Genomic DNA, 14,112 nt, shown 5'->3' with positions numbered 1-14,112 from the left:
AATCGCACTGTTAAACTTGGTTGTTGATTTCCGCTGCAAGTGTTGCTTCAATCAACAAAGTGCCAAAATCAACAGTGTCGCTATAACATAGCCTATAAAATAAATATTGCAAAGAGCCATTATTTTAGTACTGTTGGTTCACCTACTTGTTGACTCTCACCACCATGAATATATTGTTCAAATAGCGCAAAGCAATCTTGTTTGGAAGGTGGATGAAATGTAAGAAGTTGAGACACCAGAAGAAGATATGATGTATCTAAAGATGTTAAGAAGTTCATACCACCTAATAGTTTTGCTGATTGAGTTGAAATTTGCTCAATCTTCCTTTCAATGCTATCTCTAACTAATAAAACCTCATTTAACAACACGTCTAAAAATTGATTATTGATAAATTTATATGCTAAACCTTCAAGAGAATTCATCGTCAGAACTAAATCAGCAGTCAAGTCATGTATTTTATCTAAATTTTGAGCCTTATCCGATTGTAGAACCTTTTCAACCATGGAAGAAACTACACCTATGTAAGATGCTGTAGCAAGTAATTCAAACCAAATTAACCCATTCATAATGACCGGACTTACGTTTTGCTCAGTTCCGGCATGAAAAACATTTTCATTTGATACAAATACATCCTCAAGAACCACCTCATGAGTATCAGTACCTTTAAGAATCCAGTGATTCCAAAAATCATTTACTTTTATTCCTGGTGTGTTACTAGGAATGATTATGATAGCTAGTTGGTCATTGGGCAACTTAACACTTGCTGTCAATAAGTCCATTTTGTGAGATAAAGTGCATGGCTTTTTCCTACCATTAACAATTATCCCTCCATTGACAGGTATTGCTTCTACTGTAGGTGAAAAAATATTTTGGCTAATCCCCTCAGCAAACCCTGAAGCCAATAAAAGGTTTTCTTCTGCAATCATAGTTAAGATTCGCTCTAATTCAGGTTGTACGCTTATTGCACCAATTAATGATGCAACTGAAAATTGATGCATTGTCAATGCTATTGCTAAAGAAGGAGATCTAGAGCCAATTGCTCTTTGAATATAAATGGCATCCAAGGCGCTAGCACCTTTTCCACCATACTCTTTTGGAATCATAAGTGACGGAACACCCATTTGTTTTATTAGATCTATACACTCATTTCCTTGAGACTCTCTTTCCATAAAAGTAAAAGAAGCTAGTTTATCATCCAAACCTGGAAAATACTCATCAAGTACTAAACGTTCCTTTGCTAATAGTAATGACATGATTACACTCTCCCTAGCTATTTTTTATTCCTTCTGATATTCCACTAGTGTAGATTCTGGCTATTCTAACTCATTACGATTACCAATAAAACCAGATAATAAAATTAGTGAGTATGCCCAAAGCAACCATGAAGCAAAAAATTTATCCGTATTAGGACTAAGATTCGTAAATATGTCTTGGAAATAAATAAGAACAATAGAATCAATCAGCATACCAGGTAGGGCAATAAAGATCGCAGCCTTTATTCTTTGACTCGCTGTAACCTTTTTCCACTTGTATATTGGCAATGTTAAAACAAGAATTAATGGTACAACCAAAATATATGACATAATCATTAGCATTGGTTGTTCATGTAGAAAAAAGAATTGACCACCAAATCTAAAAATCAATGTCGCTCCAAGCCAAACTAATAGTCCCCATAACAGAAAAAACATGAAGAACACTCCTCTATTATTTTTCGTTTACATATACTATGATTTATCCAATAGATTCTTTATTAAAAATTGCAAATCACGAAAAACACCATCAAAATCTGTATCTTCGCGCATTAAAGCTTGAATGGCTAAACCGTCAAATAATGCGTTAAGTAATACACTCCAAACCTCAGTGGATACCCCATGTAGAGTTGAATCTCCTATAAATGTGTTTATTTGTTGTTTTAAGACATGGTTCTCATAACTTAATAGGTTTCCCAATTCTTCTCGCATCAGTTCATTATTAAATCCAGTAACTGCTAAAGACAAAAACAACTTATGATAGTAACTATCCTTTGTGATTCGATCTTGAGCTGAATCTAGTGCGTTTTCCATCCAATCTTCTTTACTTTTTTCTTTTTGTTTAGCAAGACTATCTAATTTATTCCAAGAAGTTGTGCTTATATCCTTCACAATCTCCATCATCAATTGATCCTTGCTTCGAAAATGGTAATAGACTGTACCTTGAGAAATTCCTGCTACTTCTGCAACAGATTTTAATGTTACATTTTGAATTCCCTTTTCAACGATACAACGCTTCGCAGCTTCGATTAATTCTTCTTTCGTTACAACATTTGGTTTAGCCATATCTATTTCTCCCCTTCATTTCCTTAAAGCCCGAAATAATCCTTTTTCTATTAAACGTTTATCCTACTCATTTTTACATCTCTTCCTGGATATTATTAAAGGATTTATTTTTACGTTGCCAATATGCTTGGTAAATGAGAATCAGCATAATCACCGTCGCCGGAAGTAGTAAGGAAGTATAAAAGGTATTTGCACCGTGTTTCACGTCGCTTAACGCAAAATGGTTGTAAACCTGTGAAGAAATTGTACTTCCTATCACTGCTCCAAGAAGGCGTGACATATTTATCATGGATGACACAAAGCAATGATACTTTATTTCCATCTCTATCATTGCCTGTGATGTACTACTTATGATAATGAGCCCCAACCCTAATCCAACAAACAAGTTAGCTAACGCTATTGCTAATATATTAAAGCTCGCAGATAGGATGATAAACAGCAAACCACAAAGTAAGAAGACCACCCCTGCTATCGCCAGGTTTAATAATGAAAATCGTTTCTCCAGCCTTCTGATCAAAACAGCTGCTAAAATAATACTTATACATAAAGGAACCACACCGATTGCAATACCAAAAGTTGAATCAATAAAGTTGGATAAAATAAATGGTTCAACGTATAAAATACTATTTAATATAAATCCTACTCCGAAATTTAAAAGCATAGTAAACAGTAAAATTGACCGTTTCAATACAACTTTAAAATCAAGCGTTCCCAACAATTCTGAATCAGAGTGCTTTTGCATGCTGATTGAACAAATGAGAATGATTAAAAAGACAATTAAGTTTACGAAAAAAATGACTTTCCAATGTCCAAATTGTCCTATGATTCCACCCAAAATTGGCCCGGCTGACGCTGCTAATGCACTAAGTGCTCCCCATATTCCAATTACCTTTGTATAATCCTCTTTTTCACTCTGATTTAGCATGAGTACAAGGCTAATCGGAACTATGATAGACGAGCCAATTCCTTGAATAATACGTGCAATTAACAGGTATATAAAAGATGGACTCAATGCTCCACACAAAGAGCCAAAGCTAAACAACAATATACCCAAAAAGAAAAGTCGTTGATTAGCAATTCGTTGGGACAGAACTCCTACTAACGGCATTAATAAAGCAAAAGGTAATATATACCCATTCATAATCCAAATAGTATGAGACATTTCTATTTGAAGATCTGTCTGAATGATAGGCAACAAAACATAAAGCAATGTTCCATCCTGCATAACAAAGAAAACACTAAGACCAATCATCCAAAGATAAATTTTTTGTGAAATTCCCATAGTCTTTTCCATCGTTTATCTACTCGCTTTGGTTGTATTTTTTTCTCTTTCTGCATCAATGATTTGCTGTAAGTTAGTAGTAGCCATTTCCATTGCTATCTCTCTAGTTGTTTTGTCCTTCCTAACACTTTCCACTAAAAGATGTTTAACCTTTTGTCTAATCCGTTTTGAACACTCATCAAGAACATTCTCAACATTAGCTTGAGCTGTAATTAATAAACCAAAACCAGTTGCGGAACCAGAATTCACTATAAAGTCTGGTAATACTGTAATCTGGTTGTTTTTTAATATATAATCAGCTTCCTTTGTTGTTGGCATATTGGAGCCTTCTACAATTAATTTTGCCGTTATTTGATTTGCATTTTTTTCTGTAATTACGTTAGATACAGCTGCAGGAATTAAGATATCAACTGGTAAAGTTAAAATATCATTTGGTTCTAAGAATGTATATTGCCTCAAATGATCTCGACGAATCAAGCCATTATCTGTTCTAGCATTTTCTAATTCCTCAAAACGAAAACCATTTTCAGAATAAACCGTCCCAATTATGTCACTGATTGCACATATTTTTACACCCTTTGCTGCAAGCAAGCGAATAATTCCATTACCAACTGTTCCAAACCCTTGTACTGCTACTTTTACAGTTTGAAGATTTAAATGTAAGAAATCTGTTGATTCATCGATGGCCTCTACTAAGCCAAATCCTGCTAAGTAATCCATAAATTCTTCACTTAATAAATCATCAATTGATTTTCCCTCTGGTAATTTAATATCAATTCCTTTTTCACTTAACTGATCAATAACAAGCGAGCTAGGATCAAACTGAATGCTATTATAAACATGCTTCACATCCGAACTCGTCATCCCCATATCTTCACCAACTAAAAGCATGGAACGTAAAATAGGTTCTGCCATTTTAGCAAATGCTGTTATTTTCTCCAGTTTATGATTTGAATTTGGATCACCAACAATACCTATTTTAGCTCCACCTAAAGGAATATCCATCATGCTATGTTTATAAGTCATTATTTCTGCCAAACTACGAATTTCATCCATTGTTACATTTGGACTCATTCTAATACCACCGGCAGCCAGCCCACCAATAAGCCTATCAATAACAATAAAAGCTCTTGTATTGTTTTGAGGATCAAACAGTTCTATTTCATATTGTGCTTTCATTGGATGACCTCCTTTTTTGCTACTTGAAACGTAAAGGCAAAAGCACAATCCTCTTTATTTAATCTTTCCATCATTTCATTTTGAATTGATAGACTAGGAAACTTAGATACAGGTATATCCCTTTTGGCAAGGAAATTTCTAAAGCATACAATCCCATTATTTCTCATCGTACGTTCAACATGGAATAGGATTTTTTCAAACTCCTCTTTGGGAATCCATCCTGAAATATCTGAAAGTGAATATTTATCCAATACACCATTTGGACATTGTGTTAAAAATTGATCGATTCTATCTGTCACAATCTCAACACAATCTATGTTTTTTTTGATCGTTTCATAATGTTTCTTTTGTATATATACTGGCAGTGCTTCCTCATTCATATATTTGCTACAAAATAAAAAAGTCATAAAATGATTATCTCTAACTAAATGTTCCTTAAATGATTGATCAAAACGAGATAGCATATAATCCCCTATAGAAAAACCATCCTCTACTTGGTTAAAATAACTTGGATCTCCCAAAAATATTTCAAAAAATTTCTTTTTACTACATGTTCGAACTAACCATCTCCAAAAGGGGGTATTCCATTTCTCTTCGTAAAATTTTCTTTGTTCTTCAATACTTTCACATTCTAATAGTTTTTCAAATTGGGGCCTTTTCACACGAAATATAAGTGAACCTAAATATTTTTTATAAAACATTTCGTGCTTACCTAAAAAGATAATTCCTTCTTCGATCTTTGAAAGATGTGTTTGCCAAAATTTTTGAGCAGGGGGTGAAAGATGATGTTGCAAGGTGTAAAATACTTCTTTTCTAGAAACTCCACTTTGTTTAATACCTAAAAAGGATAGGCACTCATCATGATTAAGTTCCTTTATTGCGGCTATCTTTAATTCCAAAAGAAAGTTTTGATTCGGATTTGCATCAACAGATATTAATTTTTTAGGACCATCAACTAATAAAGATAGACTCCGGCATCCACTTCCAGTGATTGATACTACTGTGTCACTTGGTTTAATTTGTAAAGCCTTTAATTCTGACTCCGAGTCCTCATCACTAGTCGTGTAAAGCAACCATTGATCACGATAGATGCTATTTTCCATTTTTTCTTCAGTCCATGTAATCTGGTCTGGTTTAAGAGAATGATTCGTCTGAATTGACATTAGATTTATGATCTCCTTCCATTTTAAACCTTCACCATTTCTGTGCTTAGATCTAAACTATCTAATTCTGCTAACGTAAACTGATGTTTCTTAGCAATTTTCTGTATATAGTAGATATCCTCCATTGTGATTCTTCCACCTATCCCAAAGTTCTTCTTCTCATTTTCTAGAGCTAAAAGCATTGTTTCAGATAAACAAGCTAAATTCACACCAGGCTTATATCCTAGATTTTGCCCAAATGAAATAGGTTCAGGGTATTGGACAAGGCCACCTTCAATCACTAGCACATCTTTCCTTAGCTCTTTAACTAATGGTCCTACATTAGCTGGACGTGATACATCACAAATAATAGCCCCATATTTTATCTGATCAACAGGAATTATTTCCTCCATCGAACTTGTTGCTGTAATCATCATGTCTAAATTACTAATCTCATTTTTTATCTCTACGCTATAATGAATTGGTGGTTGTAATTTTAAAAACTTGTAAACCTCCTCTATTTCATCTATCACGTTAATAGACTCAATCTCTTCACCAGGATTCTTTTGCATGAGTACTTGTTCTATTGCTGTTGTTGAAGGAGTATTATTTAATTGATTTTTACCTTTCATTAGCTCAAGCTTTGACAAAACTTCCTTACGAACCCCTTCATCTTCCTCATTTATGCATAACGCATGCACGTAAATAAGGTTGGCTAACTGTTTTAGTCTTTCGATATTTTTAGTAGGGTTACTATTTCTACCGATCAACGTTATATTTGAAGTAGTTTGAGCTAAAATCATCGCACATTTTTTTCCAATTGAACCATTTGCACCTAAAATTCCTATTTTGGCTGTATTAATGTCATGCCCCTTTTTTTTGGCAGATTCAATCAATGCTTCAACGGCAGTAATAATCGTTAATGTATTTCCGGTTGTTAACGTAATATTTTGGTCAAGTAGATCATAGCCACCACGAGTAACTATTGAGGTATATGCTCCTAAACCAACAACATTGGCACCGAGTTCTTTTGCCAATTTAATGCCTTTTTTTATTGCAGTTACTACTTCATTCCTTGGTCTTTCTAAAATCTCTTTTCCTCCATAGGTTAGACCTATCAACCACCCCTCTGCATAGCCTCCTGCAGGTGTACGAACTGATGGCATATGACATAGTACCCCGGCTCCAGAGTAGTCTGCCTGCCATTCAAATATTTTACTGAGCTCATGATCTGAAAACCTTTCAAAAGATGGTGTATTAGTTACTAAGTCTTGTGGTGAAGGATAGTGACATAAGAAGGCAAAGGAAGTCTTTGGCTTATCACTTTCATCTAATAAGGATGATATAATTGGTGAATAATAGTGACGGTAATCTTTAATGAACTCAGGCTTTCTATAATCACCAGTTGTATAGCGATAAATTAAATAAAAATCTCGTCTGTATAAAATCTCACATAATTCGTTAAATACTTCTATAAATCGATCAATCTCTTGTTTATTGATGATTAGCGGTGGCTGAATTCGAATTGTAAGAGAGTCATTTAAAAATGGCATCACCCGTATTTGATGAACATTTAACAAATAGCCACTTAGTAAATATCCGATTCCCCCAGCACTTGTCATATTTGCGATCTCAAATGAGTCACCAGCATCAATTACTTCAAATTCAACGGCAAGCATCAATCCATTACCGCGCACTTCGCGAATTACACAAGGCCATTTCTTATGTATGTCCTCCAGTTTCGCTTTGAAATACGAGCCCTTTTGTTTTACTTCTGTAAATAATTCATCATTTTTTTTCAAATAATTGATAAAAGATAAACTCACACTAGAGGTGAAATTATTATTTGCAAATGTGGAACTATGGTTAAATCCAAAATCTTCTGTCCAAATGGAAGAACGGCTAATACATACTGATATTGGAACAAGGCCTCCCCCTAATGCTTTTGATAGGGTTACCATGTCCGGCAATAAGTTTTCCTCAGTCGTAACAGACCAATTCCCTAGTCTGCCTAAACCGGTCTGAATTTCATCTACTATCACTAATACATCATATTGTCTGCATAATTCAATAGCCTTAGAGAGATATTGTTTATGAGGAATCCTTACGCCGCCTTCTCCCTGTATAGGCTCAACAATAAATGCAGCTATTTCCTCACTATGTCGTTCAAGAGCCTCCTGGAGTGCTAGAAGATCATTATATGGAATCTTTAAAAACACATCTTGCTGAATAAAAAATGGCTCTTGATATTGTGCTTGCCCAGTTGCAGAAAGTGCACCTAGTGTCTTGCCATGAAAACCTTTATGACAAGACAGAATTTTTTCTTTCTTTGTTTTTGCTCGAGCTAACTTTATAGCTGCTTCAATCGACTCTGCTCCGCTTTGGGCAAAAGTACATATATTTAAATCACCAGGAAATAAGTTAGTTAGTTGACTAGCTAACTCTTGAGTTACCAATGGAATTGAAGGCTGGCAAAGGCTCGGAGTTTTATCTTCTTTAAATTGGGTTATACTTTGCCAAATTTCTTCATGATTATAACCTAGAGGAAGTGCGCCATATTGCGCGATGAAATCTGTATATCTTTGTTTTCCATCAAATATGTAGTAGCTCTCCCCTTTTGTAAAAACTTTATTCAAATGAAATAGGCCCATAATCTTGTTAACAGAAGGATTTAAATATTCCACATTTATTTTCCTTTCTCAGTAAATTAACAAACCTGTAAAATTTTTACTTCATTCCCAACACATATCCATTCTACTTAGAATATCCGCGATTGTATTGTGCAAAACGTACTATTTTTTACTAATTGGTTATTAAAATTGTAGGTCAAGCGTAGTGCCTGTCACTACCCAGTTTTTGTTGATACTTGTCGAAGTTTCTGATGCTTGAATCTACGTAATAAAAAACAGAACAGTTCTACATAAACTGTCCTGCTTTTTTACGTAGGCTCTGTAAAACTTGGTTGTTGATTCCGCTCAAATCAACAAAGTACAAAAACAACAATCAGATTTTTACATAGCCTTAAGTTATAGTAATGCGATGATCTTTCGCGCAGTATTTTTTCCATTTTCAATACAGTCTGGGATGCCTACACCGTAGTAGGAGCAACCAGCAATTATAATTCCTGGATAAGCTGTAGCAAGTTTATTTTCAATCGCTTCCACACTTTTCGAATGAGTAATTCGATAATTAGGCATCTGATCTGACCAATTTGTTATTTCACTTGTAATCGGTTCAGCTGAAATACCAAGGCCTTTTTTAATATCGCTCAGTGCAGCTTGAAGAATTTCTTCCTTATTCATTTTTTGTAAAGCTTGAAATGCCGGATGACTGCTTTTATAAAACAGCCTTACAAGCAAATTTTTACTTTCTGACGTATGCTCCCATTTCCTGCTTGTCCATGTACATGCGTTACATGACAACTCATTATTGCTTGCAGTAATAAACCCAGTTCCTTCTGTTGGAAGTAGTGAATCAGGAACATCAAATCCCACATAAACACTGATCAAAGAGCTACTTTTTAGTTTGACTAACTCCCCTATGATTTCTTTATCATTGAGAATTTCCCCCGCAGCTGTATGGGGTATACTCAATACCACATGATCTGCTTCAATTACTTCCTGATTCGCAAAAGAAACCTTATACCTGTTATTCTCTTTTTCAATTTCACTTACTTTGGTGTTCTTTAAAATTTCAACATCCCCAAGCTTATTTTCAAATGCATTAACAAGTGTATCTAAACCGCTTCTAAAAGAAAGAAACTTCCTTTCTCCACCGATCTGGAATTTCTCCTTGTTCGCTTCTAAACCCTTTATAATACTACCGTATTTGTCTTTATACTCAAGCAGATATGGCAATGTTGAAGCAAGTGTTAAGTCGCTTAGTTTCCCAGAATAAACACCCGAGAGAACTGGTGCAATTTGTTTTTCCACTAATTCCTTTCCGAGAAAATGTTCAAGAAACGCTCCAACAGAATCATCTTTGGTGAACGTCTCATTTTTTGTATAAAGATCTTTCAGGGCCTCAACTTTTCCTTCTGCAGAAACAAGTGTGCTTTTCGCTAACGACTCAACACTTGCTGGAATTCCGAAAACTGCGTCAGTAGGAATCTGCTTTAATTCACCTTCTGTATATATAAACGAACGGCCTGTAGCATTGTATACGACTTCACTCTGCAAACCGAGTTCTTCAATAAATGTCATCGTATTCGCTTTCCGAGTTACAATTGAATCCGCTCCCGCTTCTATCACAAAACCACTATTTTTTACTGTACGAATTTTCCCACCAAGCTCTGCAGATGCTTCTGCAAGAATAAGCCTCATATCCGATTGATTCGCTTTTTTCCATTTATACAATTCATACATCGTAGATAATCCTGTAATACCGCCACCAATGACTATTACTGTTTTCACCTATGCACACCTCTATTTACAATCCAATTTAAATCATTTAAAGTGTACCATATTCCACCTTCCATTCAGTGATTTTTGATACATCTTAACTGACTTTAATCACATTAAACAAACGTTTAATTAAGTCTTATTTAGACACAAATTTGTTTCCTGATATCCAGTAACGCCAAGGATAATCTTTTGCCTCACCTGAATTATTAATTCCAATTCTCTTTCCACAAGATATTCCTTCAGGCTTAGATCCCTCAGCAAGATATAAAGGTGGCTTAAAAATTGGGTGTCCATAGTCTTCCATTCCAATTCCTAATGCCTTAGTAAGTTTTCCAGGCCCATTGGTAAGGTTTTTTTGATCTGTTACAGGCCGTCTTTTATTCATAAGCTCAATTCCGGAGTACGGTTCCACCGCTCTGATTAGCACTGCTTCTGGTTTCCCCACACGTCCACTCACGACATTAACGAGACAATGAGTGTGCATGACATATGTATACACATATCCAGGCTCCCCGAACATTATTTCCGTTCTTTTTGTTCTTCTATTCCCAAAGCTATGAGCAGCACGGTCTTCAGGCCCCTTATAAGCTTCTGTTTCAACAATCATTCCAGATGCAATACCATCCTTTGTTTCTTTCACTAGTAAACATCCGAGTAGCATTTGGGCCAATTCTAATGTTGGTTGGTTATAAGATGCTTGTGGTAAAGGCTTTAAAAAAGGTTCTATATTCAAATCCTTTTTATCCCCTTTCATGTTCATTAAGATTGATTGCAAGTATTTTTAAAGGTATAGAAAAGGACAGCTTTCCCTTATACACTCTATCTATTATTAGTCAGATTGTAGGTAACCTTAGCGGGGGATTACACCCCATTTCCCTATATTTTACACAAAATCCTATGCAATTATTTTGTATTCATAATAAATAACAAAAGCACAAGTGCCAAATAAAAAGGCTTAATACAGAATTTAACGTTAAGTCCTGAATTAAGCCTAAATATCTTATAGAATATCTTTTACATTGTAAATCGAATCCTTTTTATATCACACCTAGTGTATGAAGGTAAACAATGATAATTGTAAGCGGCACAATCCATTTCATTAAAAATCTCCATGTTGCGAACAATAAAGGAGAGTATGAATTTTCCAATCTAAATTCTTGCTCAACGATTGTTTTATTCATTTTAAATGATATAAACAACGCAATTAGTAAGTTGCCCAGCGGCAACATAATATTACTAACAAGGTAATCAGTTGCATCAAAAACTGTTTTACCGAAAATCTGAAACTCACCTAGGAGGCCCATTGATAAAGCAGCTGGGATTCCAGCAATAAAAACAGCTAAACCAGCTACCCATGAAACATACCTTCTTGAGCGTTTTCCGCCTTCTGTAAAAGCAGATACGATAATTTCTAGTAAACTGAATGAAGATGTTAAAGTTGCAAATAAGAAAAGTAGTAAGAACAAGCTTAAAAAGAACTCTCCAAATGGGATTTGAGAAAATACTGTTGGTAGAACGATAAATAACAGCCCAGGTCCCTCAGTAGGCTCAAGCCCAAGCGCAAAGACAGCTGGAAATATTGCTAATCCTGCAAGCAATGACACAAAAATATTCATAAGGACGACTGAGCCTGCAGAGGACGGAATACTTACTGTTTTATCTAAATAGGAACTGTAAGTAACCATACATGAAAATCCAACTGCCAATGCGAAAAATGATTGACCCAATGCATACAAAATACCCTCACCTGTTATGCTTGAGAAGTCAGGATTTAAAAAGAATTGTACACCCTCCATAGCACCATCCAATGTAAGAGATCTAATAACAAGGACGATAAAAAAGATAAATAATAACGGCATCATATACTTACTTGCTTTTTCAATACCATTTTTTATCCCAAACGTAAGAACAACAATATTGATTAGTAAATAAAGAGCTAACCCAAGAAGAGTTATACTTGGTGAGCTTGTAATCCTTCCAAAGAGCTCGGGATAATTTGCCCCGCTATGAATCACTTGACCAGTAATGGAAAGAAAACTATAAATTAAAACCCATCCACCAACAACACAATAAAATGATAGCAATAAAAAACAGCCAATCACACCAAGCTTACCGATTTTATCCCACTGGCCCTTCGGTGCTAATATTTTATACGCAGAAATTGCCTCCCGCTTCGCCCCTCGTCCAATAATAAACTCTGAAATAAGCATCGGTAGCCCGATAAGGACTGTAAAGGCGAGAAAGACTAAGAAAAAAGCAGCCCCTCCATTCATCCCTGCAACATAAGGGAACTTCCAAATTGCGCCAAGGCCAATTGCAGCTCCAGCAGAGGAAAGGATAAAGCCTATTTTGGATGACCATTGCTCTCGTTGTTTGTTTTCCATGATTTCCTCCTTTTGTTGGGTGCCTGTCACCCCCCGGTATTTGTTGATTTTTGTCGCCATTCATACGAAGCGAATCAAATTAACACTTACCGGACCAATCGATAGATTAAAAATCTTTCATTAGGATTATGTTCATATAATCCTGGCAGCTTGACTTCCTTTTTTAATTCAAAAGAGCTGTGGTTTTCTAAAAAAAAGATATATTCTTTTGACACATAATATAAAATAAGCTCTATTTCTCGCTCCGTATTTTCCACAGAAATCAATATATTCTTAATGACTTTCATAAAAATTTGGATCGAAAAGGGATTAAAGAAGTAAAATCGGTTGTCTAATGGATCAATCTGATACTCTTCTGCTAAACAACAATGAAAATGAACTTTATCGGCACTCTTTTTCGTTTTCTTTAAATAACGAGTAAGATTTTCAACCGCTTCCATATAAAAATCCTCATTCATTTCTATCCCTATAACTGTTGTATTAATCAAATAATTGATAAAGAAGTTTAGCCTTCCTTTTCCACACCCAAAGTCAACAATCCGATCACTGCTTTTTAATTCATAATGATGAAGCAAATGTTGCAGGGCACTATATGGTGTTGGCTCATATCGATGATAATGGAAAGACTTATTAAACCCCTTTTGATCTCCACCTGTCTTTATGTTTAGCAGTTTATCATAAAATAGTTCTTTCATTTTGCACTCCTAAATGTATTTACCTATTTTCTATAAACTTTATTATAAACGTAAAGTTATTTTAATCATAAAGAAACTTATCAAAACTCGATATGTTAAATGCTAAGCAAAATGTTATGATAGAAAGAAATATTACTAGAAGGTAAAAGGTGGGATTTAATGAACTGGGTATCAACCACTAAAAAAGGCGATTTTCTCAAATGGTTTTTAAATCATCATCAACTAAAGAATAAAGAAGCACGAAGGCTCATAGAATACATTCAAAATAATCACCATATCCTCAAGAATCTATCCTTTATTGAGACGGTTCATCCAACTGAACGAACCATTATTATATCAAGTATAAGTTCAGATGAAGCCGGCTTTCTGTTTTATGCTAATAACATGAAAACAGAAGAAGTCTCTAAGGCATTGGGATCCTTAATTAATAACCCTACAGACAAAGTCAATATCATCCTCCACTTCTTTGGAAAACAAGCTAATTACCGCTTTAAAGAATTAGTTGAAACACGAAGACTACAGTCTATTAAACAATATGAGCAATCTGAAAAAGATGCAAAAGCAACTGATATTGTTGTTGAAATTGCGTTACTTAAAAGTCAGATTAATAAAGCATTGGATGATCGAGATGAAGAGCTGTTTAAAGCTTTAGTAGGGAAGTTGAAGGAAATTACTAATTAAAATTTGTTGATTACATTAGAGAAGGGTGCAC

The 14,112-nt window shown here is 34.9% G+C and carries 12 protein-coding genes; 1 reads left to right on the top strand and 11 read right to left on the bottom strand.

What is annotated here, in order from left to right; genetic code table 11:
- Positions 1-119: 119 nt before the first annotated feature.
- The 11 genes from HUW50_RS11340 to HUW50_RS11290 all read right to left on the bottom strand — a co-directional run bounded on the left by HUW50_RS11340 (position 120) and on the right by HUW50_RS11290 (position 13,400).
- On the bottom strand, positions 120-1,253 hold the full coding sequence (locus tag HUW50_RS11340; RefSeq protein ID WP_066327882.1) for an acyl-CoA dehydrogenase family protein: 1,134 nt from the start codon (positions 1,251-1,253) through the stop codon (positions 120-122).
- Between the two features lie 60 nt (positions 1,254-1,313).
- Complete coding sequence (locus HUW50_RS11335) at positions 1,314-1,688, bottom strand: DUF5367 domain-containing protein (protein ID WP_185653915.1); 375 nt, start codon at positions 1,686-1,688, stop codon at positions 1,314-1,316.
- 36 nt (positions 1,689-1,724) lie between these two features.
- On the bottom strand, positions 1,725-2,315 hold the full coding sequence (locus tag HUW50_RS11330) for a TetR/AcrR family transcriptional regulator (protein ID WP_066327863.1): 591 nt from the start codon (positions 2,313-2,315) through the stop codon (positions 1,725-1,727).
- Between the two features lie 73 nt (positions 2,316-2,388).
- A complete protein-coding gene (locus HUW50_RS11325) occupies positions 2,389-3,609 on the bottom strand; it encodes an MFS transporter (protein ID WP_083964481.1) in 1,221 nt (406 codons plus the stop codon).
- 3 nt (positions 3,610-3,612) lie between these two features.
- Entirely contained in the window at positions 3,613-4,776 is a 1,164-nt protein-coding gene (locus tag HUW50_RS11320) for a Glu/Leu/Phe/Val family dehydrogenase (RefSeq protein ID WP_066327861.1), read from the bottom strand.
- Entirely contained in the window at positions 4,773-5,939 is a 1,167-nt protein-coding gene (locus HUW50_RS11315) for a DUF3419 family protein (protein WP_066327857.1), read from the bottom strand. Before HUW50_RS11315 ends, HUW50_RS11320 begins: the two co-directional genes overlap by 4 nt.
- Positions 5,940-5,962: 23 nt before the next feature.
- Positions 5,963-8,602 carry an aminotransferase class III-fold pyridoxal phosphate-dependent enzyme gene (locus tag HUW50_RS11310; protein ID WP_083964480.1) on the bottom strand — a complete coding sequence of 880 codons (2,640 nt, stop codon included), beginning with the start codon at positions 8,600-8,602 and terminating at the stop codon, positions 5,963-5,965.
- 342 nt (positions 8,603-8,944) lie between these two features.
- Complete coding sequence (gene hemG / locus HUW50_RS11305; protein WP_066327850.1) at positions 8,945-10,330, bottom strand: protoporphyrinogen oxidase; 1,386 nt, start codon at positions 10,328-10,330, stop codon at positions 8,945-8,947.
- Positions 10,331-10,457: 127 nt separating this feature from the next.
- Entirely contained in the window at positions 10,458-11,048 is a 591-nt protein-coding gene (locus HUW50_RS11300) for a DNA-3-methyladenine glycosylase (protein ID WP_185654055.1), read from the bottom strand.
- A 310-nt stretch (positions 11,049-11,358) separates the two neighbouring features.
- A complete protein-coding gene (locus HUW50_RS11295; protein WP_066327847.1) occupies positions 11,359-12,705 on the bottom strand; it encodes a sodium-dependent transporter in 1,347 nt (448 codons plus the stop codon).
- Between the two features lie 86 nt (positions 12,706-12,791).
- On the bottom strand, positions 12,792-13,400 hold the full coding sequence (locus HUW50_RS11290) for a methyltransferase (protein ID WP_066327836.1): 609 nt from the start codon (positions 13,398-13,400) through the stop codon (positions 12,792-12,794).
- A 159-nt stretch (positions 13,401-13,559) separates the two neighbouring features.
- On the opposite strand from HUW50_RS11290, the gene HUW50_RS11285 reads away from it, so the two are divergent.
- Positions 13,560-14,081 (top strand): YpiB family protein, encoded by a 522-nt coding sequence (locus HUW50_RS11285; RefSeq protein WP_066327833.1) that lies wholly within the window; start codon positions 13,560-13,562, stop codon positions 14,079-14,081.
- Positions 14,082-14,112: the final 31 nt, after the last annotated feature.

Origin of the sequence: Metabacillus sp. KUDC1714, assembly GCF_014217835.1 — a bacterium.
Taxonomy (GTDB): Bacteria; Bacillota; Bacilli; order Bacillales; family Bacillaceae; genus Metabacillus; species Metabacillus rhizosphaerae.
Note: the sequence above shows the minus strand (reverse complement) of the source record. Positions and strands in the feature narration are given on the sequence as shown.